This is a genomic window from Geodermatophilus sp. SYSU D00525 (genome assembly GCF_054050475.1).
In genome coordinates this window covers 29468-54988 of record NZ_JBJGZK010000030.1, presented here as the reverse complement: position 1 = coordinate 54988, position 25521 = coordinate 29468, and the positions used below count along the sequence as shown (strand labels likewise).

Genomic DNA, 25521 nt, shown 5'->3' with positions numbered 1-25521 from the left:
GAGGCCGAGCAGCAGCGCCGCCGCGCGCCGGGCGCTCACTCGGTGTCAGACGCCGCGGGCGTCTTGACCAGCTTCGTGGGGGGGGGGGGGGGGGGGGGGGGGGGGGGCGGGGGGGGGGGGCCGCGGCCCCGCGCCCCCCCCCCCCCCCCCCCCCCCCCCCCACCCCCCCCCCCCCCCCCCCCCACGCCCCCCCCCCCCCCCCCCACCCCCACGGGGAAGCGGGCGACGCGCCCGCGCGCGAGCGGGCCGCGGTCGCGCCGGCGGACCCGTTCCGCACCCGGCGGCTCGAGGTGCCCGGCGTCGGCGCGGGCGCGGCCGGGCGGCGGTCCAAGGCGCGCGCCGAGCGCGGGCGGGTCGTCGGCTCCACCCGCCCGTCCGGGCCGGTGACCCGGCTGCACCTGGTCGACACCGTGCTCGCCGCCGCGCCGCACCAGCGGACCCGCGGGCGCACCGGCCCGGGGCTGCGGGTGGCGCGCGAGGACCTGCGCCAGGCCACGCTCGAGGGCCGCGAGGGCAACCTCGTGCTGTTCGTCGTCGACGCCAGCGGCTCGATGGGCTCGCGGGCGCGGATGGGCGCGGTCAAGGGTGCGGTGCTGTCCCTGCTGCTCGACGCCTACCAGCGCCGCGACAAGGTCGGCCTGGTCACCTTCCGCGGCGCCGACGCCGAGCTCGCGCTGCCGCCCACCTGGTCGGTCGAGGCCGCCGCGGCCCGGCTGCGCGAGCTGCCCACCGGCGGGCGCACGCCGCTGGCCGCGGGGCTGCTGCGCGCGGAGGAGACGCTGCGGGTGGAGCGGGTCCGCGACCCCCGGCGACGTCCGCTGCTGGTCGTCGTCACCGACGGGCGGGCCACCGGCGCTCGCGGCTCCGACGCGCTCGGCGCCGCGCACACGGCCGCCCGGCGGCTGGGCGAGGCGGGCACGGCGGCGGTCGTCGTCGACTGCGAGTCCGGGCCGGTGCGGCTGGGCCTCGCCGGCGTCCTCGGCACCCACCTCGGCGCGCAGACCCTCCGGCTGGAGGAGCTCGCCGCCGAGTCGCTCGCGGCCACCGTCCGCTCCGTGCGAGAGGCGGCCTGACCGTGCCGAAGGGACAGGTCGCCGTCGTCCCGCAGGACGGGCTGACGACGCGGCAGCGCCGCAACCGGCCGCTGCTCGTCGTGCACACCGGCGAGATGAAGGGCAAGTCCACCGCCGCCTTCGGCATGGCGATGCGGGCGTGGAACCAGGGCTGGTCCGTCGCGGTCTACCAGTTCGTCAAGAGCGCGAAGTGGCGGGTCGGCGAGGAGAACGCGCTGACCGCGCTGGGCCGGCTGCACGAGCAGACCGGCGAGGGCGGGCCGGTGGTCTGGCACAAGATGGGCTCGGGCTGGAGCTGGTCGCGCCGGCAGGGCACCGAGGTCGACCACGCCGCCGACGCCGCCGAGGGCTGGGCGCAGATCAAGCGCGACCTCGCCGCCGAGGCGCACCGCTTCTACGTCCTCGACGAGTTCACCTACCCGCTGAAGTGGGGCTGGGTGGACGTCGACGACGTCGTCGGGACCCTCACGCACCGGCCCGGCACCCAGCACGTGGTGGTCACCGGGCGGGACGCGCCGCAGGCGCTGGTCGACGCCGCCGACCTGGTGGTCGAGATGACCAAGGTCAAGCACCCGATGGACGCCGGCCAGAAGGGCCAGCGGGGGATCGAGTGGTGAGCGGGGTGGGCCGGGTCCCGAGGCTCGTGGTCGCCGCTCCGAGCAGCAACGCGGGCAAGACGTCGATCGCCACCGGGCTGGTCGCCGCGCTGACCGGCCGGGGGCTGGCCGTGTCCCCGCACAAGGTCGGCCCCGACTACATCGACCCCGGCTACACCGGCCTGGCCGCCGGCCGCCCGGGCCGCAACCTCGACCCGGTGCTGCAGGGCGGGGAGCGCGTCGTCCCGCTGTTCCTGCACGGCGCGCGCGGAGCCGACGTCGCCGTCGTCGAGGGCGTGATGGGCCTGTTCGACGGCGCCACCTCCCCCGACGTCGAGCCCGGCTTCGCCTCGACGGCGCACGTCGCGCGGCTGCTGCGGGCGCCGGTGGTGCTGGTCGTCGACGCGAGCGCGCAGGCGCAGAGCGTGGCCGCGCTGGTGCACGGGTTCGCCACCTTCGACCCGCGGGTCCGCCTGGGCGGCGTGGTGCTCAACCGCGTGGGCAGCGACCGGCACGAGGCGATCCTGCGCGAGGCGCTGGACGCGGCCGGGGTGCCGGTGCTCGGCGCGGTCCGCCGGCTGGACGCCCTCGGCACGCCGTCCCGGCACCTCGGGCTGGTGCCGGCCGCCGAGCGCTCGGCCGAGGCGCTGGCCACGGTCCGCCGCCTCGGCGAGGTGGTCGGCGCCGGGGTCGACCTCGACGCCGTCCTGCGGCTGGCCCGGTCCGCACCCGACCTCGCGGACACCCCGTGGGACCCGGCTGCCGAGGTCGCCCCCGTCGCCGGGCGGCCGCGGATCGCCGTCGCGGGCGGGCCGGCGTTCACCTTCGGCTACGCGGAGAACGCCGAGCTGCTCGCCGCGGCCGGCGCCGAGGTGGTGACCGTCGACCCGCTGCGCGACGAGGCGCTGCCCGCCGGGACCGCGGGGCTGGTCGTGGGCGGCGGGTTCCCCGAGGTCTACGCCGACCAGCTGTCGGCCAACACGCCGCTGCGGGACGCCATCGCGGCCCTGGCCGCCCGCGGCGGCCCGGTGGCCGCCGAGTGCGCCGGGCTGCTCTACCTCTCCCGCGAGCTCGACGGCGCGCCGATGTGCGGCGTCCTCGACGTCGCGACGGCGATGACGCCGCGGCTGACCCTCGGCTACCGCGCCGCGGTGGCCCTGTCCGACAGCGTCCTGGCGCCGGCCGGCACCCGGGTGCGCGGGCACGAGTTCCACCGCACGCACGCGCTCCCCGGCGCCGGCCGCACCCCGGCCTGGCGGTGGCCCGGGGGCGGGCCCGAGGGGTTCGTCGCCGGCTCCGTGCACGCCTCCTACCTGCACCTGCACTGGGCCGGCTCGCCGGCCCTGGCCGAACGGTTCGTGGCCGCCTGCGCGGCGGCCGTCCCGGAGGGGGCGCGCCATGCACGTCGCTGAGGGCTTCCTGCCGGTGCCGCACGCGCTCGGCTGGACCGTCGCCGCCGCGCCGTTCGTCGTGCACGGGGCCCGGGCGGTGGTGCGCGAGGTGCGCGAGCACCCCGAGTCCACGCTGCTGCTCGGCGCGGCCGGGGCGTTCACCTTCGTGCTCAGCGCGATCAAGCTGCCCTCGGTCACCGGCAGCTCGAGCCACCCGACCGGCACCGGCGCCGGGGCGGTGCTGTTCCGGCCGCCGGTGATGGCGCTGCTCGGCACGGTCGTCCTGCTGTTCCAGGCGCTGCTGCTGGCCCACGGCGGGCTCACCACGCTCGGCGCCAACGCCTTCTCCTTCGCCGTCGTCGGGCCGTGGGCGGGCTACGGCGCCTACCGGCTGGCGCGGGCGCTGGGTGCCGGGCTGCTGCCCGGCGTCTTCGTCGCCCTCGCGCTGGCCGACCTCGCCACCTACGTGACGACGTCGCTGCAGCTCGCGCTGGCCTTCCCCGACGCCGACGGCGGCTTCCTCGCCGCGGCGGTGAAGTTCCTCGGCGTCTTCGCGGTCACCCAGGTCCCGCTGGCGGTCGGCGAGGGCCTGCTGGGCGTGCTGCTGTTCCGGGTGCTCACCGTCAACGCCCGGCCGGAGCTCGAGCGCCTGGGCCTGCTGCGCCCGGCCGCCGCGGAGGAGGTCCGGTGACCCGCCGCCGCCTGGTCACCGCCCTGCTGGTGCTCGCGGTGGTGGCCCTGTTCGCCCTCCCGCTCGCCCTCGACGGCGGCGCCTCCGACTACGCCGGCTCCGACAGCCGGGCCACCGAGGCGATCGAGGAGTCCGGCTACACGCCGTGGTTCGAGTCGGTGTTCTCGCCGTCGTCGGCCGAGGTCGAGTCGGGGCTGTTCGCGCTGCAGGCCGCCCTCGGCGGCGGCGTGCTCGGCTACGTGCTGGGCCGGCTGCGCGGCCGGCGGCAGGCGCGGGAGCAGCAGGCCGCCCCGCCCCGCGAGGCGCCGTGACGGGGCTGGCGGTCGACGACGCCGCCTGGGCCAGCGCCTGGCGGACCCGCTCGCCGGTGGACAAGCTGCTGCTCACCGGCGGCCTGGTCGTCTGCGCGCTGGTGCTGCCGGTGTGGCCGGGCAGCGTGCTGGTCGCGGCCACCGCCGTGGTCCTCGCGCTGGGCCCGGCGCGGGTGCCGGCGCGCACCTTCGGCCGCGCGGTGCGCTGGCCGCTGGCCTTCGTCGCCATCGGTGCGCTGACCGCCGTCGTCTCCGTGGGCGACGGCGACCCCGGCTGGGCGCCGGACGCCGCGGAGCGGGCCGGCGCGCTGGTCGGGCACTCGGTCGCCGGCGGCGCCGCGGTGCTGCTGCTGGCCACCACCACGCCGATGACCGACCTGCTGGCCGCGCTGCGCCGGCTGCGCGTCCCGGCGGCCGTCGTCGAGGTGGCCGGGGTGACCTACCGGCTGCTGTTCGTGCTGCTGGAGAGCCTGCGCACGATCCGCGAGGCGCAGACCGCGCGGATGGGCCACTCGACCTGGCGCCGCTCGTACCGCTCCTCCGGTGCGCTGGCGGCCGCGGTGCTCACCCGGTCCTTCGACCGCGCCCGCCGGCTGCAGGAGGGCCTGGCCGGCCGCGGGATGGAGACCGGGCTGCGGGTGCTGCCGGAGTCCCGGCCCTCGTCCCGCGGCTTCCTCGCCGCCACCGCCGCGGGGCTCGCCGCGCTCGTCGCCGTCGGCGTGCTGGCGTGAGCCACCGGACGCTGACCGCCGAGGGCCTCGTCGTCGGCTACGGGCGCGGCCGCCGGGTGCTGGAGGGCGCCTCGCTCACCGTTCCGGCCGGGCGCCGGCTGGCGGTGCTGGGCGCCAACGGCTCGGGCAAGACGACGCTGCTGCGCTGCCTGTCCGGCGCGCTGCGCCCGGACGCCGGCGGGGTAGCCGTCGACGGCGCGCTGCTGCACCACACCCGCCGCGGCCTGCGCGCGCACCGGCAGGAGGTCCAGCTGGTCCTGCAGGACCCCGACGACCAGCTGTTCAGCGCCTCGGTGGCCCAGGACGTCTCCTTCGGCCCGCTCAACCTCGGCCTGCCCGAGGACGAGGTGCGCACCCGGGTGGCCGAGGCGCTGGCGCTGCTCGCCGTCGACGGCCTGGCCGGGCGGCCCACCCACCAGCTGTCCTACGGCGAGCGCAAGCGGGTGGCGATCGCCGGCGCGGTGGCCATGCGCCCCTGCGTGCTGCTGCTCGACGAGCCCACCGCCGGCCTCGACCCCTCCGCCGTCGTCGAGGCGCTGGCCGCGCTCGACCGGCTGCAGGCCTCCGGCTCCACCGTCGTGATGAGCACGCACGACGTCGACCTCGCACTCGCCTGGGCCGACGAGGTCGCCGTCGTCGTCGACCGGCGGGTCGTGCAGGGCCCGCCCGAGGAGCTCCTCGCCGACGACGGCCTGCTCGCCCGCGCCCGCCTCGACCGGCCCTGGGCGCTCACCGTCGGCGCCCGGCTGCGCGAGCTCGGCCTGCTGCCCGCCGGCCCGCTCCCCCGCGACGCCGCCGCGCTGCTCGCCGCCCTCCCCGACCGGCCGGGCGTGACCCGGTGGACGTGACCGTCGGCGTCGGCGCGGTCCCCGGGGTGGCCGCGCACGAGGTGCTCGCCGCCGTCGACGCCGTCCTGCCGCCGGGCGCCCGGGTGGCCCGGCTGGCCACCCTCGACGCGCGCGCCGCCGAGCCCGGCCTGGTCGCCGCCGCGGCCGCCCGTGGCTGGCCGCTCACCGGCCACCCCGCCGCGGAGCTCGCCCGGGTCGCCGTGCCCTCGCCCTCGGCGCGGGTGGCCGCGGCGGTGGGCACCGCGTCGGTGGCCGAGGCCGCGGCCCTGCTCGGCGGCGCCCGGCTGGTGGTGGGCAAGACGGTGCACGGCCGCGTGACCGCCGCGGTGGCGGTGTCCTCGCCGGGTGGGGGGCGGGAGGCCCTCCGGACGGCGGAGACGGACCGGCTCCACGCGACCGGGGGACGGTAGGTGGCCGCGGTCGGAGCCCGGAGGGCGGCAGACGGCATCGACCTGGACCACCACGGCGACCTCGAGCTGGCCCCCGGCCTCACCGACCTCGCGGTCAACGTGCGCGCCGGCACGCCTCCGCCGTGGCTGCGGGCGGTGCTGCGGCGGGCCCTCGACGACGTCGCCGCCTACCCCGACGCCCGCCCGGCCCGCGCCGCGGTGGCCGCCGCGCACGGCCGCGACCCCGCCGAGGTGCTGCTCACCGCCGGCGCCGCCGAGGCGTTCGTGCTGCTCGCCCGCGCGGTCCGGCCGCGGCGGGCGGTGGTGGTGCACCCGTCGTTCACCGAGCCGGAGGCGGCGCTGCGCGCGGCCGGGCACCCGGTCGAACGGCTGCTGCTGGAGCCGCCGTCCTACCGCCTGCGGGACGTGCCCGACGACGCCGACCTCGTGGTCCTGGGCAACCCGACCAACCCGACGTCGGTGCTGCACCCGGCCGCCGCCGTCGCCGCGCTCGCCCGCCCCGGGCGGGTGCTGCTGGTCGACGAGGCCTTCGCCGACACCGTGCCCGGCGAGCCGGCGTCCCTGGCCGGCCGTCCCGACCTGCCCGGCCTGCTCGTCGTGCGCAGCCTGACCAAGACCTGGGGGCTGGCCGGGTTGCGGGTCGGCTACGCGCTCGGCCCCGCGGACCTGGTCGCCGCGATGGCCGCCGCCCAGCCGCACTGGCCGCTGTCCACGCCCGCGCTGGCCGCGGCGGTCGCCTGCACCACGCCGGCCGCCCGGGCCGAGGCCGACGCCGCCGCCCGCGCGCTGGCCGGTCACCGCGCCGCCCTGCTGGCCGCGCTGCCGGCCGGCGTGACCGTCCTCGGGGAGCCGCGGTCGTCGTTCGTGCTGCTGCGGGTGCCCGGCGGTGGGCGGGTGCGCGCGGCGCTGCGCGAGCGCGGGTGGGCGGTGCGCCGCGGCGACACCTTCCCCGGGCTGGACGGCGACCACCTCCGCGTCGCCGTCCGCGACCCCGCCACCTCGCGTGCGTTCGCCGCGGACCTCGCTGCGATCCTTGGAACCGAGATCCCCGACGCCGACGACGTCGTCGCGACCGGCCGCCGTCCCGGAGGAGCACCGCTGAACACCCACCCGACCCCGTCCGCGGGCCGCGGACCGGTCCCGTGAACGCGACGCCCGTCGACCCCGGGTCCGGGGTCGTCTACCCCGTCGGCCTGCGCCTGCTCGACCGCCGCGTCGTGGTGGTCGGCGGCGGGCAGGTCGCGCACCGCCGGGTGGCCGGGCTGCTCGAGGCCCGCGCGCGGGTGACCGTCGTCAGCCCGGAGGTCACCCCGGCGCTGGAGGCGCTGGTCGTGCCCGGCTCGCTGACCTGGGTGCGCCGCGGCTGGCAGCCCGGCGACCTCGACGGCGCCTGGTACGCGGTGGCCGCCACCGACGACCCCGCCGTCAACGCCGCGGTCGCCGAGGAGGCCGAGCGGCTGCGGGTGTTCTGCGCCCGCGCCGACGACCGGTCGGCCTCCACCGTCTGGACCCCCGCCGTCGGCCGGCAGGGCGACCTGGTGATCGGCGTGCACGGCGGCGGGGACCCGCAGCGGGCGGTCGGCGTGCGCGACGCCGTCGTCGCGGGGCTGGCCGACGGCAGCATCCGCGACCGCGCCGCCCGCGAGCCGCAGGGCGGCCGGGCCGGCAGCGTGGTGCTCGTCGGCGGCGGGCCGGGCGATCCCGGGCTGATCACCGTGCGCGGGCAGCAGGCGGTCGCGCAGGCCGACGTGGTGCTGGCCGACCACCTGGCACCGCAGTCGCTGCTGGCCTCGCTGCCGCCGGAGGTCGAGGTCATCGACGCCTCGAAGCTGCCGCGCGGCCGGTCGATGGCGCAGGAGCAGATCAACGCGCTGCTGGTCGAGCACGCGCTGGCCGGCCGGCGGGTGGTGCGGCTCAAGGGCGGCGACCCGTTCGTCTTCGGCCGCGGCATGGAGGAGCTCGAGGCGTGCGTCGCCGCGGGCGTGCCGGTCGAGGTGGTGCCCGGCGTGACCAGCGCCATCGCGGTGCCGGCGCTCGCCGGCATCCCGGTCACCCACCGCGGGCTGACCCACGAGTTCGTCGTCGTCTCCGGGCACGTGCCGCCCGGGCACCCGCAGTCGCTGGTGGACTGGGCGGCGCTCGGGCGGCTGCGCGGGACGGTCGTCGTGCTCATGGGCGTGGACACCGCCGGGGCGATCGCCGCGGCGCTGGTCGAGCACGGCCGGGCGCCGGACACGCCGGTCGCCGTCGTCGCCGACGGGTCCACGGCCACCCAGCGCGCGGTCCGGACCACGCTGGCCGGCCTGGCGGGGACGCTGGCCGACGAGGGCATCCGCCCGCCGGCCGTCTGGGTCGTGGGCGAGGTCGTCGCCCTGGGGACGCGGCTGTAACCCGTGCGCGCGCTCGCGGTCGCCCTGGCCCCGGTGCTGCTGGTCCAGGGCGCGGGTGTCCGCCGCCGCACGCCGGTGCTGCCGGAGGCGCCCGGGCCGCGCGCCGGCGTCGTCCCCGGGGGCGGGCCGCCGCTGACCGTGGCGGTCGTCGGGGAGTCGCCGGCCGCGGGCGTCGGGGTCGCCACGCAGGAGGACGGGCTCGCCGCCCGGTTCGCCGCCGCGCTGGCCGGGCGCAGCGGCCGGGAGGTGCACTGGCGGCTGGCGGCGCGCACCGGGACCACGGTCGCTCGGGCCCTCGGGCTGCTGGTCCCCGGGCTGGCCGGCCCGCCCGCCGACGTCGTCCTGGTCGCGTTCGGCGTCAACGACACGCTGCGGCTGCGCTCGCCGGGTGCCTGGCGCCGCGACGTGACCGCGCTGCTCGCCGCCCTGGCGCCGCTGACCGCACCCGGCGGCGTCGTCGTGCTGGCCGGGCTGCCGGACCTCGGCCGCTTCCCCACCCTGCCGCAGCCGCTGCGCGGGGTGCTCGGCCGCCAGGCCCGGGCGCTCGACGCCGAGCTGGGGCGCCTGGCCCGCCCGGGCGTCCGGCACGCGCCGGCGCCGCCGCTGGACGGGCCCGGGCTGTTCGCCGCGGACGGCTTCCACCCGGGCGCCGCGGCCTGCGCGCTCTGGGCCGAGGCGCTGGCCGCCGCAGCACTTCCGCTGCCGATGTAGCAGTCCTACTATCGCGGGACACCACCGGCTCCCCTGCGCGGAGGCCCTGATGCCCGTGTCCCCTCCGGTGCCCGACCCCGTCGTCGAGGTGCGCGGCCTGCGCATGACCTACGGCACCCACGAGGTGCTGACCGGCGTCGACCTCACCGTCTCGGCCGGCGAGGTGGTCTGCCTGCTCGGCCCCAACGGCGCCGGGAAGACGACGACGATCGAGATCCTGGAGGGCTTCCGGGTCCGCTCGGCCGGGGAGGTCCGGGTGCTCGGGGAGGACCCGGCGCGCGCCGGCGACGCGTGGCGGGCGCGGGTGGGCGTGGTCCTGCAGTCCTGGCGCGACCACGCCCGGTGGACGCCCCGCCGCCTGCTGACCCAGCTCGGCGGCTACTACGCGCCGTACTCGACGCCCGACCGCCCGCGCCCGTACGACGTCGACCGGCTCCTGGACACCGTCGGGCTGACCGAGCACGCCGACCGCAAGATCGTCACCCTCTCCGGCGGGCAGCGGCGGCGGCTGGACGTCGCGGTCGGCATCATCGGCCGTCCCGAGCTGCTCTTCCTCGACGAGCCGACCGCCGGGTTCGACCCGCAGGCCCGCCGCGACTTCCACGAGCTGGTGCACCGGCTGTCCGACCTCGAGGGCACCAGCATCTTGCTGACGACGCACGACCTCGCGGAGGCGGAGAAGCTGGCCGACCGCATCCTGATCCTGGCCGGCGGCCGGATCGTCGCCGACGGCAGCGCGGAGGAGCTCGGCCGCCAGGTCGCCGGCACCGCGGAGGTGCGCTGGGCGTGCGGCCCCGAGCGGTTCGTGCACCCCACCACCGACGTCGTCGCCTTCGTCCGCCGCCTGTTCGAGCAGCACGGCGACGAGCTGACCGACCTGGAGGTCCGGCGGGCGAGCCTCGAGGACACCTACCTGGCGATGGTGCAGCGGCTCGAGTCCGGCGCCCGGACCGAGCCGGTGCTGGAGGAGGCCGCGCGGTGAACCCGACCCGGAACGCGATCGCCCTGGGCCTGCGCCGGGGCTGGCGGGAGTTCCTGCAGAGCGTGCGCAGCCCGCAGGACCAGGGGTTCTACCTGTTCACCGCCGTGGGCACGCTGCTCCTGCTGTGGTTCAACCGGGACAACGAGATCGGGGACAGCGGGCTGACGTACCCGACGTACGCGCTGCCGAGCATCCTCGGCGGGCTGCTGGCCTTCGGTCTGGTGATCGGCCCCGCGTTCGACCTGGCCATGCAGCGGGAGGACGGCACGCTCCTGCGGCACAAGGCGCTGCCCCACGGCATGCAGGGCTACGTCACCGGGCAGCTCACCTACCAGTCGCTGAACCTGGTGCCGTCGCTGCTCACGATCCTGGTGCCGAGCTTCCTGCTCTTCGACGGGCTCATGCACGGCGGCGGCGCAGGCTGGCTCACGGTGGCCTGGGTCGTCGTCCTCGGCCTGCTGGCGACGCTGCCGCTCGGGATGCTGCTGGGCTCGGTCGTCCCCAGCACCCAGAAGGTGGGCACCTGGGGGATGCTGCCCGTCCTCGTCCTCACCGCGATCTCGGGGATCTTCTTCCCGCTGCAGTCGCTGTGGGGCTGGGTGCAGGGGGTCGCCCAGGTGTTCCCCGTGTACTGGATCGGCCTCGGCCTCCGGTCGGCCTTCCTGCCCGACGCCGCGGTGACCCTCGAGGTGGGCGACTCCTGGCGCACCGGCACGACGGTGCTGGTGCTCGCCGCCTGGGCGGTGTCCGGGGCGCTGGTCACCCCGCGGGTGTTGCGCCGGATGGCCCGCCGGCAGTCGGGGTCGCAGGTCGAGGCGGCCCGCGAGGCCTCGCTGCAGTGGGTGCGGTGACCACGGACCGGGGCCAGGACGCGGTCTACAACCGGATCGCCCTGCTGCGGGCCGAGCAGGGCGTGACCCGGCGGGAGCTGGCCGACGCCCTCGGCGTCCACTACCAGACGGTCGGCTACCTGGAGCGCGGCGAGTACAACCCCAGCCTGCACCTGGCGCTGCGCATCGCGGAGTTCTTCGGGCTCCCGGTCGAGGTGGTCTTCTCCACCCGGCCGTTCCCGCGGATCAGCGACGTCGCCCGCCCGGCGCCCGGCGACCCGCCTGCGGCGGCCGGCTAGACGACCCGGGCGAAGACGACGGTGTTGTCCTCGCTGGCGCCGGCGGACTCGTCGAACTCGCCGCCGCAGGTGACCAGCGCGAGGTCGGCGCCGGCCGGGTGCCCGTTGAGCGTGTCGGCCAGCGCGGAGGTCGCCTTGTCCAGCCCGGTCACGGGGTCACCCAGCACCTCGAGCCGCAGCCAGGCGCCGCCGGCGTCGACCAGGACCACCTCGTCGCCCGGGGACAGCTCCGGCAGCCGGTCGAACACCGCGCCGCCCGCGGCCCCGGCGTGGCCGAGCACGACGGCCATCTGCCCGGACCCGGGCGCCGGCCCGTCGGACCACCACGACGTCGTGCGCATCGACTGCGGCACGCCGTAGCCGTCGACGGGCTCGCCGGTGAACGGGTTCTCGTACCGCACCGTCCCGCGGGACTCGACCGCGGTGTCGACGCCGAGGGCCGGGACCGCGATCCGCGCCGGCACGACCGGGCCCCCGGCCGGGGTGGCGGCGGCCGGCAGGGCGGGCACCTCCCCGGTCGCCGGCACCGCCACCAGCGAGGCGGCCGGGGGCGCCGCGGCGGCGTCGGCCGCCGGGCGCCCCGTCCAGACGAACACGCCGGCCCCGGCGAGGAGGACGACGAGGAAGACCAGCAGCGGCAGGCGCTGGCCCGAGAGCTCCCTAGCGACCGACCGCACGGGACCGCGCCCGGGAGACGGCGGCACCGGCGCCGCCCGCGACCAGGAGGGCACCGCCCAGCGCGGCCAGCGGGACCGCCGCGCCGGGCCCCTCGGTCTCGACGCCCTCGTCCCCGCCGGTCGGCGCGTAGCCGAGGTACTGCACGGGCTGCTGGGCCGCGGGCGCGGCGGCCGGCGCGGCGTGCGGGGCCTCCGGAGCGGGCCCCGGCGCCGGCGGCTCGGGGGCCTCCGGCGGGGCGGGCAGGCAGGCCTCGAACGCCGCGATCAGCGCCTCGACGTCGGCCGCCACGTCAGCGGCGCCGGCCCCGAGCACGGCCGGGTCCAGTGCCGGCGGCTGCCCGGCGGCCAGGCCGGTCAGTGCCCGCTGCAGCCCGGTGGCCAGCTCCTGCACGGCCGCCGCGGGGTCCTGGGCCAGCACGCCGTCGAGCAGGTCCTGCACGCGGTCGGCCACCCCCTGGACGCAGTGCTCCGGCACGCCGAGCGGGGTGAGCGCGGACTGCAGGCCCTGCACGAGCGCCTCCGGCAGCGGCGGGACCGGGCCCTCCTCCGCGGAGGCAGGCTCGGAGGGGCCCTCCTGGTCGACGCCCGGTGGCGGGACCGCATCGGTGCCGGGCAGCACCGGGGGATCGGCGGGGGCGTCGCCCTGCCCGGTCACGGTCTGCCCGAGCGTCGTGACGACCTCGCCCAGCGGATCGGCGGGGGCGTCGCCCGGCGCGGCCGCGGCGACGCCGGGCGTCGCGACCACCGCGGCGACCAGGCCGGCGACGAGGAGCGCCCGGCGGCCGCGTGGCCTGCGGGACGGGGAACGGCGAGCGGACGACAACGGGACCCCCCGGGGATGTCAGGACGCGAGCTGCGTCACTGTCCGGGGGGAACGACCGTGACAGTGATCGGTGACGGACCCCTCCGCCCGGGCGGTCCGCCGTCACGCTCCGGAGTGGACCGGTCACCGTTGCGGCAGCGGCTAGATGTTGGCGCCGTCCGGTGGGGGTCCCTCGGGCAGCGGGGCGGCGAAGCCGCCGCCCTCGTTGCCGGGCGCGGGCATGCCGACCGTGTAGGAGGTCATCGACAGCGACCCGTAGGCGTAGCCGTCGACCAGCACCTCCGCCGTCGTCCCGGTGGCCCCGGCCATGCCGGCGACGTACAGCAGCGGCAGGAAGTGGTCGGGCGTGGGGACGGCGAGGTCGAAGTCCCGGTGCCCGTCGAGGCGGCCCACCGCGCCGGGGTCGGTGAGCATGGCCTCGCGCGCGGCCTGGTCGAAGCGCTGCGCCCAGTCGAAGCCGGCGTCGGGCATCGCGCGGCTGACCCCGCCGAGGTTGTGCACCACGTTGCCGCTGCCGATCACCAGGACGCCGTCCTCGCGCAGCGGCGCCAGGGCCGCGCCCATCTGCAGGTGGTAGTCCGGGCCCTTGAGCGCGTTGATCGACAGCTGCACCACCGGGACGTCCGCGTCGGGGAAGGCGTGCACCAGCACCGACCAGGCGCCGTGGTCGATCCCCCAGCTGTCGAGGTCGGCCCCCACCCAGGTCGGGGACACGACGTCGGACACCTGCTCGTGCAGCTCGGGCAGCCCCGGCGCCTCGTAGGAGACGTCGAACAGCTGGTCGGGGAAACCGAAGAAGTCGTGGATGGTGCGCGGGCGCGGCATCGCCGTCACCGCGGTGGCGTGCACGTACCAGTGCGCGGAGACGACGAGGATCGCCCGCGGCCGGGGCACCGCGCGGCCGAAGGCGCGCCAGGCGTCGGTGTAGCGGTTGCGCTCCAGCGCGTTCAGCGGGTTGCCGTGGCCGATGAAGGCGGCGGGCATGAGGGTCATGCGACTGTCCTCCCCCGGGGGTGACGGCGTCCGGCGGCCCGGTCCCGTCCGGATCATGCCCGCCTCCGACCGGCCCCGCGAGGTGCGCTCAGCCCGCGCGGCCGGCCGGCGGCACCCGGCGCAGCAGCGGGGACAGCCGCCGGGCGCCGGGCCCCTCGGCCGCCGCGGCGTCGCCCGGGTTGGACAGCGCGCACGCCGTCAGCGACAGGCACCCGCAGCCGATGCAGGAGGTGAGGCCGTCGCGCAGCTGCTCGAGCGCGGCGATCTGCGCGTCGAGCCGGTCGCGCCAGCCGCGGGACAGCCGCGCCCAGTCGCGCGCCGAGGGGGTGCGGCCGTCGGGCAGCGTGGCCAGCGCCTCGCGGATCTCCGGCAGCGACAGCCCCACGTTCTGCGCCGCGCGGACGAACGCCAGCCGGCGCAGCACCGAGCGGGGGTAGCGCCGCGCGCCGCCGGGGGTGCGGCTCGCCGCGATGAGCCCCTCGGCCTCGTAGTGGCGCAGGGCCGACGGCGCGAGGCCGGACCGGGCGGCGACCTCCCCGATCGCGAGCAGCTCCACGGCGCCCCCTTGACCTCAAGTCGACTTGAGGTCCCACGGTAGCCGCATGACATCCACCGCAGTGGTCACCGGCGCCTCCCGCGGCCTCGGGCTGGCCCTCGCCACCGAGCTGTCCCGCCGCGGCTGGCGGCTCGTCGTCGACGCCCGGGACGCCGGCCGGCTGGCCGCCGCCGTCGCCGGGCTCCCCCGCCCCGACCTGGTCACCGCCGTGCCGGGCGACGTCGCCGACCCCGCCCACCGCGCCGCGCTGGCCGCCGCCGCCGGCGACCGCCTCGACCTGCTGGTCAACAACGCCTCCGCGCTCGGCCCCACCCCGCTGCCCCGGCTGGCCGACCTCCCGCCGGCGGTGCTGGAGGACCTGCTGCGGACCAACGCCGTCGCCCCGCTCGCGCTGGTGCAGGCCGTGCTGCCGGCCCTCGGGCGCGCCGGCGGGACGGTCGTGTCGATCAGCAGCGACGCCGCCGTCGAGCCCTACCCCGGCTGGGGCGGCTACGGGGCGGGCAAGGCGGCGCTCGACCTGCTCACCGCGGTGCTGGCCGTCGAGCACCCGGCGCTGCGCGTGGTCGCCGTCGACCCCGGCGACATGGCCACCGACATGCACGCCGCCGCCGACCCCGGCGCCGACCCGGCCGACCTGGCCGACCCCGCCGACGTCGCCCCGGCGCTGCTGACGCTGCTCGAGGGCGACCTGCCCGGCCCGCGGGTGCGCGTGGCCGACCTGACGGCGGCGGTGCGCCGGTGACCGCCGTCGCCGTACCGATGGGGGCGGAGGCCGCCGAGCCGCCGGAGCACCGCGGCCTGACCCGCGACGGCGTGCGGCTGATGGCCGTCCGCCCGGGCAGCCTCACCCACGCCCGGTTCCGCGACCTGCCCGGCCTGCTGGAGCCCGGCGACCTCGTCGTGGTCAACACCTCGGCGACGCTGCCGGCCCGCCTGACCGCCCGCCGGGCCGACGGCTCCCGCACGCCGGTGCACGTCTCGACCACGCTCGACGACGGGACCTGGGTGGTCGAGGTCCGGCGTCCGGCCGACGACGGCCCCGAGACCGGGCTGGAGCCGGGTGCCGCGCTCGCCCTGCCCGGCGGCGTGCGGTTGGTCCTGCGCGCCGGCTTCCCCGACCCCGCGCGCCCCGGCCGGCTGTGGCGGGCGGTCGCCGAGCCGGCCGTCGCCGTCCCCGCCTACCTGGCCCGGCACGGCGAGCCGGTCCGCTACCGCCACCTGCACGGGCCGCCCGCCCTCGACGACGTCCGGAACGTCTACGCCACCGAGCCGGGCAGCGCCGAGAACGCCAGCGCCGGCCGGCCGTTCACCGACCGCCTGCTGGTCCGCCTGATGGCCCGCGGCGTCCCGGTGGTGCCGCTCGTGCTGCACGCCGGCGTCTCCAGCCCCGAGCTGCACGAGCCACCGGCGCCGGAGCGCTACCGGGTGCCGGAGGTCACCGCGCGGCTGGTCACCGCGACGCGGGCGGCCGGGCGGCGGGTGGTCGCGGTCGGCACCACCGTCACCCGGGCGCTGGAGACGGTGACCGGCGAGGACGGCGTCACCCGGCCCGGCGAGGGCTGGACCGACCTGGTGCTGGGGCCGGAGCGCCCGGCCCGCGCGGTGACCGGGCTGGTCACCGGCCTGCACGAGCCCGAGGCCAGCCACCTGCTGCTGCTCGAGGCGGTGGCCGGCCGGGACCTGGTCGCGCGCGCCTACGAGGCGGCCGCGGCCGGCGCCTACCTGTGGCACGAGTTCGGCGACTCGATGCTCTTCCTCCCCTGACCCGGGCTCCTCACCAGAGCCCGGCGGCGGCCTCCAGCAGCACCTGCCGGTCCGCCGGCGGGCGCGCCGGGCAGGCGGTGCACATCGGCTGGCCCGGCACGCGGACCAGCAGGCAGCAGGAGGCGCGGCGGACGAACCGGACGCCGCCGACGTCGGTGTACCGGGGGACGGGCATCGGCTCGCCGACGGCCGCGGCGAGCGGCGCGGCCAGCGCGGTGACCGTCCCCACGTCGCCGAGCGCCCGGCCGACGGCGAGCAGCCGGCCGGCCAGCGAGTCGGTGGCCACGGCCCACAGCGGCCGCTCGCGGACCCCGCCGGCCGCGGCGACAGCCGCGACCGCCGACCCCAGGGCCTCCCGCAGCTCCCCCACCGGGTCCGGGCCCGCGGGCGCCCGCGAGACCCCGGCCAGCACCGTGCCGCCGGCGATCTCGTACAGCGTGGTGTCGGCCAGCCGCGCCGACAGCGGCCGGCCGGCGGCCAGCCCGGCGGCGACCGGCGTCAGCAGCACCGCCGAGGCCGAGTACCACCACACGGTCGCCAGCGCCCGCCGGTCGGTGCTGCGGTAGCGGTGGCCCAGCGCGGTGACCCGCTCCGCCGTCCAGTCCGGGTCGGCCAGCAGGGTGGCCGGGAACGGGCGCGCCGACGGCGGGGCGAGCAGGCCGAGGCCGGCGGCCCCGGGCACCCGGGCCGCCACGACCGCCTGCGGCCCGCCGTCCACGGCCCCAGTCTGCTGCAACGACGTTGCGGTCCCCGGCCCCGCGGGCCGCCGGGGCCCCTACGGTGTGTGCTGGGACACGCCGCCAGCCCGGCGTGCGCAGCGACGAGACGGAGGGAGCACACGTGAGCGAGTCGACCGGGTCGGAGGGCCGCCGGTTCCCGGCGCCGGAGCAGCTGGCCGCGTCCGCCAACGTGGGCCCGGACGTGTACGAGCAGGCCGAGCGCGACCGGCTGGCGTTCTGGGAGGAGGCCGCCCGCCGGCTGACCTGGGCCCAGGAGTGGGACGAGGTCCTCGACTGGACGAACCCGCCGTTCGCGAAGTGGTTCGTCGGCGGGAAGCTCAACGTCGCCTACAACTGCCTGGACCGGCACGTCGAGGCCGGCCACGGCGACCGGGTCGCCTACCACTGGGAGGGCGAGCCGGGCGACACCCGCACGATCACCTACGCCCAGCTCACCGAGGACGTCTGCCGCGCGGCCAACGCGCTGCTCGAGCTCGGCGTGCAGGCCGGCGACCGGGTCGCGATCTACATGCCGATGATCCCCGAGACGATCGTCGCGATGCTCGCCTGCGCCCGCATCGGCGCGGTCCACATGGTCGTCTTCGGCGGCTTCTCCGCCGACGCGCTGGCCAGCCGGATCACCGACGCCGGCGCCGTCCTGGTGATCACCGCCGACGGCGGCTACCGGCGGGGGGCGCCCAGCGCGCTCAAGCCCGCCGTCGACGACGCCGTGAGCCGCACCGAGGGCGTCCGCAACGTGCTGGTGGTGAAGCGGACCGAGCAGGACGTCGAGTGGACCGAGGGCCGCGACCTGTGGTGGCACGACGTCGTCGACCGGCAGTCGCCCGAGCACACGCCCGAGGCCTTCGACGCCGAGCACCCGCTCTACATCATGTACACGTCCGGGACGACGGCGAAGCCGAAGGGGATCCTGCACACCTCCGGCGGCTACCTCACCCAGGTCGCCTACACGCACTGGGCGACGTTCGACCTCAAGCCGGACACCGACGTCTACTGGACCGCCGCCGACGTCGGTTGGGTCACCGGCCACAGCTACATCGTCTACGGGCCGCTGGCCAACCGGGCGACGTCGGTGGTGTACGAGGGCACCCCGGAGACCCCGCACCGCGGCCGCTGGTTCGAGCTGATCGAGAAGTACCGCGTCTCGATCCTCTACACCGCCCCGACGGTGATCCGGACGTTCATGAAGTGGGGCGAGGACATCCCCGCCGGCTTCGACCTCACCTCGCTGCGGGTGCTCGGCTCGGTCGGCGAGCCGATCAACCCCGAGGCGTGGCTCTGGTACCACCAGAACATCGGCGGTGGCCGGTGCCCGATCGTCGACACCTGGTGGCAGACCGAGACCGGCGCGCACATGATCACGCCGCTGCCCGGCGTCACCGACCTGAAGCCCGGCTCGGCGCAGACGCCGTTCCCCGGCATCTCGGCCAAGGTCGTCGACGACGAGGGCAACGAGCTCGGCGACGACACCACCGGCCTGCTGGTCCTCACGCAGCCCTGGCCGTCGATGCTGCGCACCATCTGGGGCGACGACGACCGCTACGTCGACACCTACTGGTCGCGGTTCGGCAAGGAGGTCTACTTCGCCGGCGACGGGGCCAAGAAGGACGCCGACGGCGACATCTGGCTGCTGGGCCGGGTCGACGACGTCATGAACGTGTCGGGCCACCGGATCTCGACCACCGAGGTCGAGTCCTCGCTGGTCGCCCACCCCGCCGTCGCCGAGGCCGCGGTCGTCGGCGCGTCGGACCCGACCACCGGCCAGGGCATCGTCGCGTTCGTGATCCTGCGCGGGTCGGCCGAGGACTCCGGCGAGGACCTGGTGCAGCAGCTGCGCACCCACGTGTCCAAGGACATCGGCCCGATCGCCAAGCCGCGCCAGATCATGGTCGTCCAGGAGCTGCCCAAGACCCGCTCGGGCAAGATCATGCGGCGGCTGCTGCGCGACGTGGCCGAGAACCGCGAGCTCGGCGACGTCACCACGCTGACCGACTCCTCGGTCATGAACCTGATCAAGGACAAGCTGCCCGCCAGCAGCGGCTCCGAGGACTGAGGTACTGGAAGCTCTCCGCACGTCCTGACGCCCGGGACGTGCGGAGAGCCTCCTGTGCCTGCGCCGGCCGCCCGATCGGGTTCCGGGTGCGTGATCCGGGCGGTCACGGGGCAAGATCCTCCCCAGGCCGTCCGCGGCCGTCCGAGCAGTCCGACCAGGGAGGAGCCCCCGTGGCCCACAGCGCGTCGACCACCCAGCCCGCCGGGCGGCATGCCGTCAGCGCCGACCCCTCCGTGGGCGTGCTGGTGCAGAGCGCCATGGCCGACGTCTCCACGCTGATCCGCGGGGAGATCGAGCTGGCCAAGTCCGAGATCGGCCGCTCGGCGAAGAAGGCCGGCATCAGCGGCGGGCTGTTCGCCGCCGCCGGCGTGCTCGTGGCCTTCGCCGGCATCTTCCTGTTCATCATGCTCGCCGAGCTCTTCACCTGGCTGGGCCTGCCCCGCTGGGTCTCCTACCTCATCGTCACCGCGGGCCTGCTGCTGATCGCCGGCCTCGCCGCGCTGGTGGGCGTGCGCATGATCAAGCGGATCGACAAGCCGGAGCGGACCCTGGAGTCGCTGCGCGAGCTGCCCGAGGTCATGCACCGCGAGCAGCCGGGCCAGCGGCGCCGCGCGCTGCCGACGGTGAGCAACGGGCGCGTCGAGCGGCGCTCCCCCGACAGCTACCTGGTCTGAGCGCCGCGAAGACCGGGGGCGCTCCCGCCGACGAGCGCCCCGACGCCACCAGCGTCCTGCTGCCCGGTCCCTGGCTCCACCGCGACGCCTCGGCCAACGGCGTCCGGCTGCACCTGGCCGAGGCCGGCGAGGGCCCGCTGGTGCTCCTGCTGCACGGCTTCCCGCAGTTCTGGTGGACCTGGCGCGCCCAGCTGCCGGTGCTCGCCGCGGCGGGCTTCCGGGCGGTCGCGCCGGACCTGCGCGGCTACGGCGCCAGCGACAAGCCCCCGCGCGGCTACGACCTGCCGACGGCGGCCGGCGACGTCGCGGCGCTGGTCCGCGCCCTCGGCGAGCGGGACGCCGTCGTCGTCGGGCACGACTGGGGCGGGCTGGTCGCCTGGACGATGGCCGCGCTGCACCCGCGCAGCGTGCGCCGCCTGGTCGTCGTCTCGATGGCCCACCCGCGGCTGCTGCGCGCCGGTCTGCGCGACCCGGCGCAGCGGCGGGCGTTGCGGCACGTCCTGGGCTTCCAGGTCCCCCGGCTGCCCGAGCGGCGGCTGACCCGCACCGACGACGACCCGGTCGCCGAGTTCCTGCGCAACTGGGCCGGGCGGGACTGGACGCACACCGCCGACTTCGCCGAGGCCGTCGAGCGCTACCGGTCCGCCGCGCGGATCCCGCAGGCGGCCTACGGCTCGATGGAGTACTTCCGCTGGGCCGGGCGCTCCCAGCTGCGGCCCGACGGGCTGCGCTACGCCCGCCGGATGGCCGCGCCGGTCACCGCGCCGACCCTGCAGCTGCACGGCGACGGCGACCCGCTGGTGCTGCCGCGGACCGCCCGCGGCTCGGGCCGCTACGTGGCCGGCGCCTACGAGTGGCGCGAGCTCCCCGGCATCGGCCACTTCCCGCCCGAGGAGGCCGCCGCCGCGGTCGGCAGCGCCGTCGCCGACTGGGCCGCGGGATAGGTGATGTCCTGGAACGGCCCCCTTGCAGGGTCCCGCGGCGAGCCTGCGAGCCGTGGGGGCAAGGGGGTCCTTCTACTCACACGGGCCGGTGTCGACCTCGGCGGTGGCGGTGGCGCCGGCCTGGGCGGCGGGCGCGACCTGCTGGGCGGTGAGCGCGTAGCCGGTGGTGGGGTCGTCGATCGCCGAGGCGAACACGACGCCGAGGACCTGCCCGGCCGGGTCGAACAGCGGCCCGCCGGAGTTGCCGGCCCGCACCTCGCCGTAGAGCGCGTAGACGTCGCGCTGGACGGTGCGGGTGTTGCGGAAGTCCGGCCCGCTGATCGGGCCCTCGTCGCGGACGCGGGCCGGGCCGATGAACAGCCCGCCGCCGCCGGGGTAGCCCATGATGATCGCGTCGTCGCCGGTGCCGGCGACCTCGGGGGCGAAGGCCAGCGGCACCTGCGGGAGGTCCGGGACGGCGAGCACCGCGACGTCGACCTCCTCGTCGACGTACACCGGCGTCGCCTCGTACTCCCCGCCCTCGGCCTCCACGACCGGGTCGTCCACGCCGGCGAGCACGTGCGCGTTGGTCATGACCCGGCCGGGCGCGTAGACGAACCCGGAGCCGTCGATCTGCCGCGAGCACGACGGCGCGATGCCGCTGATCTTCACGACCGACCCCTGCACCTGCCCGACGACCGGGCTGGCGGCCAGCGCCGCGTCCGGCGCCTCGACCTCGCGGGCCTGGGTGGGCGTGAGCGGGTCCAGGACGTCGGGCAGCCCGCGCCGGTCGATCGCCTCGCGCAGCGAGTCGTACACCGCCCGGACGCTGTCGGGCACGGCCCGGTCCACCGCCTGCACCAGCGCCGACGTGCGCACCTGCCCGGCGAGCCCGGGGAACGGCGCGGTGGCCAGCGGGGTGGCGACCATCCACGCCACGAGCAGCACCGCGATCGCCGACACCACGGCGCCGGCGACCGAGTCGAGCACCTCGGCCGGCTCCCAGGTGACCCGGCGACGCACCGCCCGCCCGATCGCGCCGGCCAGCAGCTGCCCGAGCAGCGCCCCCGCCAGGACGACGACGAGCGCGGCGAACACCCGGGTGACCGGGGAGCCGTCGAGCCGGTCGGCGACGGGCCCGGACAGCTGGGCGCCGAGCACCGCGCCGCCGAGGAAGCCGAGGAACGAGGTCGCCGACACCACCAGCCCCTGCCGGAAGCCGGAGAAGGCGAAGCCCAGGGCCAGCGCGATGAGGACGAGGTCGACCAGCGACATGGGTCAGCCGCGCACCGTCATGACGCCGGTCTGGCCGAGCTGGACGTGGAAGCTGCACTCGAACGGGTGGTCCCCGGGCGCGGTGACCTCGAACTCGATCGTCTCCGTCGCACCGGCGGCCAGCAGCGGGATCTCCTCGGGGATCTCCTCCACGCCGGCGCCGGGCGTGAAGCGGAAGTTGTGGGTGGCCTGCGTGGCGGTGCTCTGCACGGTCAGCCGGACCCGGCCGGGCGCCACGGTGAAGGTGTCGGGGACGAACACGTAGTCGTCCGGCGTCTGGATGGTGACCTCCTGGACGCCGTCCTCGGCCGTGGTGACCGTGCCGGGCGCCGCACCGGCGCTCGGCTGCGCCGCGGTACCGCCGTCGTCGCCGCCGGAGCCACAACCGGCCAGCACCCCGGCCGCCAGCACCGCGCCGGCCAGCGCCGCGGGGAGGCGGCGCGTCCAGATCCCGCTCATCGCCGCGGAACCGTACTGGCCGCGGCGTCCCCGGTCGCGCCGTCGGCCACCGTCGGCGCGGCGGCGTCCTCGGTGCCGCCCTCCCCTAGCGAACCCGGGGCGGTCGCGGGCCGCACCGGCGCCAGCGGGCGCACGTCCCGGGCGTCCCAGGGCCGCGCCAGGCCCGCGGCCTCGAGGACGGCGTCGAGCAGCGCCGCGGTGAAGCCCCACACGACCATCCCGGCGACGCCGAACGCCGGCCCGACGTACCCCGCCGGGTGGCGCACGCGGAACCGGTTGACCGGGTCGGTGAGGTCGGCCAGCGGCACCCGGGCCACCCGCGCCACCTCCGCCGGGTCGCCGACCGCGACGTCGCCCGGGTCGTCCCACCAGGCCACCACCGGGACGACGAGGTTGTCCGACGGCCCGAGGAACAGCTCGGGCAGCGTGGCCAGCACCCGGACCCCCGCCGGGTCGACGCCGGCCTCCTCCTGCGCCTCGCGCAGCGCGGTGCCCACCGGGTAGTCCTCCCCCGGGTCGGCGCCGCCGCCGGGGAAGGCCGGCTGCCCGGCGTGCGTGCGCAGCCGCGCGGACTTCTCGATGAGCAGGACGTCGGCGCCGCGCGGACCCTCACCGAAGAGGACGAGCACCGCCGAGCGGCGTGCGGTGTCGGTGGCCGCCTGCACCCGGTGCCGCAGCGGGAGGTCGGCTGCGGCGGCCACCAGCCGCAGCAGGTAGCCCGGCAGGCCGGTGGTGTCGGCGCCGGGCAGGAGCCCGGTCACAGCTGCACCCCGAGGTGCTCGGCGACCAGGGCGCGCAGCTCGTCGAGCGACTCGACCGCGCCGGTCCGCACGAAGGCCACCGAGCCGTCGGCGGCCAGGAGGACCGTGTGCGGGAGGCCGCGCAGCCCCAGCGCCGCGGCGACGTCGCCGTGCCCGTCGAACGCGCCGGGGACCGTCACCCCGGCGTCCGCCGCGAAGGACGCCGCCTGCGGGACGCCGTCCTGGCTGATCACGCCCACGACGCGGACCCGGTCGCCGGCGGCGTCGGCGAGCTGCTGCACCAGCGGCAGCTCCTCGCGGCACGGGCCGCACCAGCTGGCCCACAGGTTGAGCACGGTGGGCACGCCCGGGGCGCGGCCGAGGTCGAGCGTGCCGCCGCTGAAGCACTCGATCGGCGCGACGCCCGACAGGTCGCTGCCGGCGGCCGGCGCGTCCGGCTGCTCCGGACAGGCCGCCAGGTCCGTCCGGGTGGAGGCGACGGTGGCCCGCTCGGGCGCCTCGGGCTCGTCGGCCTCGGCGGTGCAGGACGACACCAGCAGCCCGAGGCCGAGCAGCAGCGCCGCCGCGCGCCGGGCGCTCACTCGGTGTCCGACGCCGCGGGCGTCTTGACCAGCTTCGTGGCGGCCTCGGGGTCGGTGGGCCCGATGCCGTAGGACGGGCACCAGCGGGCCAGCCCGCACGCCCCGCAGGCCGCCTTCTTGGCGTGGCAGACGCGGCGGCCGTGGAAGATCACGCGGTGGCTGAACATGGTCCAGTCGCGCTTGGGGACCAGCCCGGCGACCTCGGCCTCGACCTTGACCGGGTCCTCCTCGGCGGTCCAGCCGAAGCGGCGGACCAGCCGGCCGAAGTGGGTGTCGACGGTCAGCCCCGGGACGCCGAAGGCGTTGCCGAGGACGACGTTCGCCGTCTTGCGGCCGACCCCGGGCAGCGTGACCAGGTCGGCCATCCGGCCCGGCACCTCGCCGTCGAAGCGCTCGACCAGCGCCTGCGCCAGGCCCAGCACCGAGGTGGCCTTGGCGCGGAAGAAGCCGGTGGGCTTGAGGATCTCCTCGAGGTCGGCCCGGTCGGCCCCGGCGAGCGCCACCGGGTCGGGGTACCTCGCGAACAGCGCCGGCGTGACCTTGTTCACCGTCTTGTCGGTGGTCTGCGCCGAGAGCACGGTGGCCACGAGGAGCTCGAAGGCGTCGGTGAAGTCGAGCTCGCAGTGCGCGTCGGGGTGGATGACGGCCAGCTCACGGGCCATCCGGCGGGCGCGGCGGGTGCGGGCCAGCGGCGTCTCGTCCGGGTCGAAGGGCACGGCGGCCGGACGGCGGTCGGGAGCACGGCGCGCAGCGGGGCGCGCGTAGGCCGGCGTGGACACGCGGTCGAGGGTAGGCGTCACCGGCGACACCCTCCGGGCCGTGCCACCATGGCGGTACAGGCCCGCTCAGCAGCGACCGGACCATGGAGGTGACGTGGTCGCGCTCATCGTCATCCTCTTCCCCCCGATGGTCATCGCGTTCCTGCTGGTCATGGAGCGCGTCGAGGAGCCCCTGCGCCGTCCGACGTCGCCGCGCGAGGTGGCCGAGTTCCTCGAGTCGGCGACCCCGGGCGACGTGGACACCCTCGCCGCCTCGGGCATCCGCCGGGCGATGGCCCGCTGGCGCCGCCGTCGCCGGTCGCGGGTCCGCCAGGGCGCCGAACCGCTGGTCTAGTCCCTCACACCGCGTCGCTCCCCGGGGGCCGGTCCTCACCCCCGCGGGTCACCCCGCGTGTCTCCGAACGGGTGACCGTGCGCACAGCCGCCTAGACTCCCGTCTGGATGCGGGGCCGACGCCCCGCAGGTCGAACGCGGAACGGTGGGGTGGAGAGAAATCGTGGTGGACGAGGTGCTGGCCCAGTCGGGGCTCTTCCAGGGACTCTCGGAGGACGCCGTCGACCCGGTCGCCAGCCGTCTGGAGACGATCACCCTGCCCCGCGGTCGGGTCGTGTTCAACGAGGGCGAGCCGGGCGACAGCCTCTACATCGTGCTGAGCGGCAAGATCAAGCTGTCGCGGCGCTCCCCCGACGGCCGCGAGAACGTGCTGGCCGTCATGGGCCCCTCCGACCAGTTCGGTGAGCTGTCGGTGTTCGACCCCGGCCCGCGCACGGCCACGGCCACCGCGGTCACCGACGTCAAGCTGGCCAAGATGCCGCAGTCGGTGCTGCGCCCGTGGATCGAGGCGCACCCCGAGGTCGGCGAGCGGCTGCTGCACGTGCTCGCCCGCCGGCTGCGGCGCACCAACGACTCGGTGGCCGACCTGATCTTCACCGACGTCCCCGGCCGGGTGGCCAAGGCGCTGCTGCAGATGGCCGACCGGTTCGGCAGCCGCGAGGCCGACGGCCTGCGGGTCAAGCACGACCTCACGCAGGAGGAGCTGGCCCAGCTGGTCGGCGCCTCCCGCGAGACGGTCAACAAGGCGCTGGCCGACTTCGTGCACCGCGGCTGGATCCAGCTGCAGGGCAAGTCGGTCGTCGTCCTCGACGAGGACCGCCTCCGCCGCCGCGCGCGCTGATCGTCTGGACACGAGAGGCCCAGGAC

At 77.4% G+C, this 25521-nt stretch carries 31 protein-coding genes; 21 read left to right on the top strand and 10 right to left on the bottom strand.

What is annotated here, in order from left to right:
• The first annotated feature begins 290 nt into the window (after nucleotides 1-290).
• The 14 genes from ACI796_RS20010 to ACI796_RS19945 are packed head-to-tail and all read left to right on the top strand — an operon-like array spanning nucleotide 291 to nucleotide 11263.
• The gene (locus ACI796_RS20010; protein WP_456942972.1) at nucleotides 291-1073 is read left to right on the top strand and encodes a vWA domain-containing protein; all 783 of its coding nucleotides are present in this window, start codon (nucleotides 291-293) and stop codon (nucleotides 1071-1073) included.
• 2 nt (nucleotides 1074-1075) lie between these two features.
• Nucleotides 1076-1690 carry a cob(I)yrinic acid a,c-diamide adenosyltransferase gene (gene cobO, locus ACI796_RS20005; protein ID WP_456942971.1) on the top strand — a complete coding sequence of 205 codons (615 nt, stop codon included), beginning with the start codon at nucleotides 1076-1078 and terminating at the stop codon, nucleotides 1688-1690.
• Nucleotides 1687-3081: a cobyrinate a,c-diamide synthase gene (locus tag ACI796_RS20000; RefSeq protein WP_456942970.1), complete on the top strand. Its 1395-nt coding sequence runs from the start codon at nucleotides 1687-1689 to the stop codon at nucleotides 3079-3081. Before cobO ends, ACI796_RS20000 begins: the two co-directional genes overlap by 4 nt.
• Nucleotides 3068-3751, top strand: a complete 684-nt coding sequence (locus ACI796_RS19995; protein WP_456942969.1) for an energy-coupling factor ABC transporter permease — start codon at nucleotides 3068-3070, stop codon at nucleotides 3749-3751. Before ACI796_RS20000 ends, ACI796_RS19995 begins: the two co-directional genes overlap by 14 nt.
• A complete protein-coding gene (locus ACI796_RS19990; RefSeq protein WP_456942968.1) occupies nucleotides 3748-4062 on the top strand; it encodes an energy-coupling factor ABC transporter substrate-binding protein in 315 nt (104 codons plus the stop codon). The genes ACI796_RS19995 and ACI796_RS19990 overlap by 4 nt, the downstream gene beginning before the upstream one ends.
• Nucleotides 4059-4793, top strand: coding sequence for a cobalt ECF transporter T component CbiQ (cbiQ, locus tag ACI796_RS19985; RefSeq protein ID WP_456942967.1), 735 nt, complete (start codon nucleotides 4059-4061; stop codon nucleotides 4791-4793). Before ACI796_RS19990 ends, cbiQ begins: the two co-directional genes overlap by 4 nt.
• Nucleotides 4790-5641 (top strand): energy-coupling factor ABC transporter ATP-binding protein, encoded by an 852-nt coding sequence (locus ACI796_RS19980; protein WP_456942966.1) that lies wholly within the window; start codon nucleotides 4790-4792, stop codon nucleotides 5639-5641. The genes cbiQ and ACI796_RS19980 overlap by 4 nt, the downstream gene beginning before the upstream one ends.
• The gene (locus ACI796_RS19975) at nucleotides 5632-6051 is read left to right on the top strand and encodes a cobalamin biosynthesis protein (protein ID WP_456942965.1); all 420 of its coding nucleotides are present in this window, start codon (nucleotides 5632-5634) and stop codon (nucleotides 6049-6051) included. Before ACI796_RS19980 ends, ACI796_RS19975 begins: the two co-directional genes overlap by 10 nt.
• On the top strand, nucleotides 6052-7197 hold the full coding sequence (gene cobC / locus ACI796_RS19970) for an Rv2231c family pyridoxal phosphate-dependent protein CobC (protein ID WP_456942964.1): 1146 nt from the start codon (nucleotides 6052-6054) through the stop codon (nucleotides 7195-7197). It begins immediately after the preceding gene.
• Entirely contained in the window at nucleotides 7194-8441 is a 1248-nt protein-coding gene (gene cobA, locus ACI796_RS19965) for a uroporphyrinogen-III C-methyltransferase (RefSeq protein ID WP_456942963.1), read from the top strand. The genes cobC and cobA overlap by 4 nt, the downstream gene beginning before the upstream one ends.
• Nucleotides 8442-8444: 3 nt before the next feature.
• Complete coding sequence (locus ACI796_RS19960; RefSeq protein WP_456942962.1) at nucleotides 8445-9152, top strand: SGNH/GDSL hydrolase family protein; 708 nt, start codon at nucleotides 8445-8447, stop codon at nucleotides 9150-9152.
• A 49-nt stretch (nucleotides 9153-9201) separates the two neighbouring features.
• Entirely contained in the window at nucleotides 9202-10134 is a 933-nt protein-coding gene (locus ACI796_RS19955; protein ID WP_456942961.1) for an ABC transporter ATP-binding protein, read from the top strand.
• Nucleotides 10131-10985: an ABC transporter permease gene (locus ACI796_RS19950; RefSeq protein ID WP_456942960.1), complete on the top strand. Its 855-nt coding sequence runs from the start codon at nucleotides 10131-10133 to the stop codon at nucleotides 10983-10985. Before ACI796_RS19955 ends, ACI796_RS19950 begins: the two co-directional genes overlap by 4 nt.
• The gene (locus tag ACI796_RS19945) at nucleotides 10982-11263 is read left to right on the top strand and encodes a helix-turn-helix transcriptional regulator (RefSeq protein WP_456942959.1); all 282 of its coding nucleotides are present in this window, start codon (nucleotides 10982-10984) and stop codon (nucleotides 11261-11263) included. The genes ACI796_RS19950 and ACI796_RS19945 overlap by 4 nt, the downstream gene beginning before the upstream one ends.
• Here ACI796_RS19945 and ACI796_RS19940 read toward each other — a convergent pair.
• The 4 genes from ACI796_RS19940 to soxR form a co-directional block, all read right to left on the bottom strand.
• A complete protein-coding gene (locus tag ACI796_RS19940) occupies nucleotides 11260-11940 on the bottom strand; it encodes a class F sortase (RefSeq protein WP_456942958.1) in 681 nt (226 codons plus the stop codon). The two genes, ACI796_RS19945 and ACI796_RS19940, sit on opposite strands and share 4 nt — an antisense overlap.
• Nucleotides 11924-12685, bottom strand: coding sequence for a hypothetical protein (locus tag ACI796_RS19935; protein WP_456942957.1), 762 nt, complete (start codon nucleotides 12683-12685; stop codon nucleotides 11924-11926). The genes ACI796_RS19940 and ACI796_RS19935 overlap by 17 nt, the downstream gene beginning before the upstream one ends.
• A gap of 219 nt (nucleotides 12686-12904) precedes the next feature.
• Nucleotides 12905-13756, bottom strand: coding sequence for a 4,5-DOPA-extradiol-dioxygenase (gene ygiD / locus ACI796_RS19930; protein WP_456942956.1), 852 nt, complete (start codon nucleotides 13754-13756; stop codon nucleotides 12905-12907).
• An 88-nt stretch (nucleotides 13757-13844) separates the two neighbouring features.
• Nucleotides 13845-14312 (bottom strand): redox-sensitive transcriptional activator SoxR, encoded by a 468-nt coding sequence (gene soxR / locus ACI796_RS19925; protein ID WP_456942955.1) that lies wholly within the window; start codon nucleotides 14310-14312, stop codon nucleotides 13845-13847.
• A 46-nt stretch (nucleotides 14313-14358) separates the two neighbouring features.
• Here soxR and ACI796_RS19920 point away from each other — a divergent pair, with 46 nt between their 5' ends.
• Both ACI796_RS19920 and ACI796_RS19915 read left to right on the top strand, forming a co-directional pair.
• Nucleotides 14359-15054: an SDR family NAD(P)-dependent oxidoreductase gene (locus tag ACI796_RS19920; RefSeq protein WP_456942954.1), complete on the top strand. Its 696-nt coding sequence runs from the start codon at nucleotides 14359-14361 to the stop codon at nucleotides 15052-15054.
• Nucleotides 15051-16076, top strand: coding sequence for an S-adenosylmethionine:tRNA ribosyltransferase-isomerase (locus ACI796_RS19915; RefSeq protein ID WP_456942953.1), 1026 nt, complete (start codon nucleotides 15051-15053; stop codon nucleotides 16074-16076). The genes ACI796_RS19920 and ACI796_RS19915 overlap by 4 nt, the downstream gene beginning before the upstream one ends.
• 10 nt (nucleotides 16077-16086) lie before the next feature.
• On the opposite strand, the gene ACI796_RS19910 is transcribed toward ACI796_RS19915, so the two are convergent.
• The gene (locus ACI796_RS19910) at nucleotides 16087-16794 is read right to left on the bottom strand and encodes a (2Fe-2S)-binding protein (protein ID WP_456942952.1); all 708 of its coding nucleotides are present in this window, start codon (nucleotides 16792-16794) and stop codon (nucleotides 16087-16089) included.
• A 122-nt stretch (nucleotides 16795-16916) separates the two neighbouring features.
• Here ACI796_RS19910 and acs point away from each other — a divergent pair, with 122 nt between their 5' ends.
• The 3 genes from acs (at nucleotide 16917) to ACI796_RS19895 (ending at nucleotide 20487) form a co-directional block, all read left to right on the top strand.
• Nucleotides 16917-18869, top strand: a complete 1953-nt coding sequence (acs, locus tag ACI796_RS19905; protein ID WP_456942951.1) for an acetate--CoA ligase — start codon at nucleotides 16917-16919, stop codon at nucleotides 18867-18869.
• Between the two features lie 170 nt (nucleotides 18870-19039).
• Complete coding sequence (locus tag ACI796_RS19900; protein ID WP_456942950.1) at nucleotides 19040-19543, top strand: phage holin family protein; 504 nt, start codon at nucleotides 19040-19042, stop codon at nucleotides 19541-19543.
• Between the two features lie 140 nt (nucleotides 19544-19683).
• On the top strand, nucleotides 19684-20487 hold the full coding sequence (locus tag ACI796_RS19895; protein ID WP_456942949.1) for an alpha/beta fold hydrolase: 804 nt from the start codon (nucleotides 19684-19686) through the stop codon (nucleotides 20485-20487).
• Between the two features lie 72 nt (nucleotides 20488-20559).
• On the opposite strand, the gene ACI796_RS19890 is transcribed toward ACI796_RS19895, so the two are convergent.
• The 5 genes from ACI796_RS19890 to nth are packed head-to-tail and all read right to left on the bottom strand — an operon-like array spanning nucleotide 20560 to nucleotide 24321.
• Nucleotides 20560-21741, bottom strand: a complete 1182-nt coding sequence (locus tag ACI796_RS19890) for a MarP family serine protease (protein WP_456942948.1) — start codon at nucleotides 21739-21741, stop codon at nucleotides 20560-20562.
• Nucleotides 21742-21744: 3 nt separating this feature from the next.
• Nucleotides 21745-22200, bottom strand: coding sequence for a cupredoxin domain-containing protein (locus ACI796_RS19885; RefSeq protein WP_456942947.1), 456 nt, complete (start codon nucleotides 22198-22200; stop codon nucleotides 21745-21747).
• Nucleotides 22197-22961, bottom strand: a complete 765-nt coding sequence (locus ACI796_RS19880) for an NUDIX hydrolase (RefSeq protein WP_456942946.1) — start codon at nucleotides 22959-22961, stop codon at nucleotides 22197-22199. The genes ACI796_RS19885 and ACI796_RS19880 overlap by 4 nt, the downstream gene beginning before the upstream one ends.
• Nucleotides 22958-23542: a TlpA family protein disulfide reductase gene (locus tag ACI796_RS19875; protein WP_456942945.1), complete on the bottom strand. Its 585-nt coding sequence runs from the start codon at nucleotides 23540-23542 to the stop codon at nucleotides 22958-22960. Before ACI796_RS19875 ends, ACI796_RS19880 begins: the two co-directional genes overlap by 4 nt.
• Complete coding sequence (nth, locus tag ACI796_RS19870; RefSeq protein WP_456942944.1) at nucleotides 23539-24321, bottom strand: endonuclease III; 783 nt, start codon at nucleotides 24319-24321, stop codon at nucleotides 23539-23541. Before nth ends, ACI796_RS19875 begins: the two co-directional genes overlap by 4 nt.
• Nucleotides 24322-24415: 94 nt before the next feature.
• Here nth and ACI796_RS19865 point away from each other — a divergent pair, with 94 nt between their 5' ends.
• Together ACI796_RS19865 and ACI796_RS19860 are read left to right on the top strand one after the other, a co-directional pair.
• Nucleotides 24416-24655, top strand: a complete 240-nt coding sequence (locus ACI796_RS19865) for a hypothetical protein (protein WP_456942943.1) — start codon at nucleotides 24416-24418, stop codon at nucleotides 24653-24655.
• 162 nt (nucleotides 24656-24817) lie between these two features.
• Nucleotides 24818-25495: a Crp/Fnr family transcriptional regulator gene (locus tag ACI796_RS19860; protein ID WP_456903448.1), complete on the top strand. Its 678-nt coding sequence runs from the start codon at nucleotides 24818-24820 to the stop codon at nucleotides 25493-25495.
• Nucleotides 25496-25521: the final 26 nt, after the last annotated feature.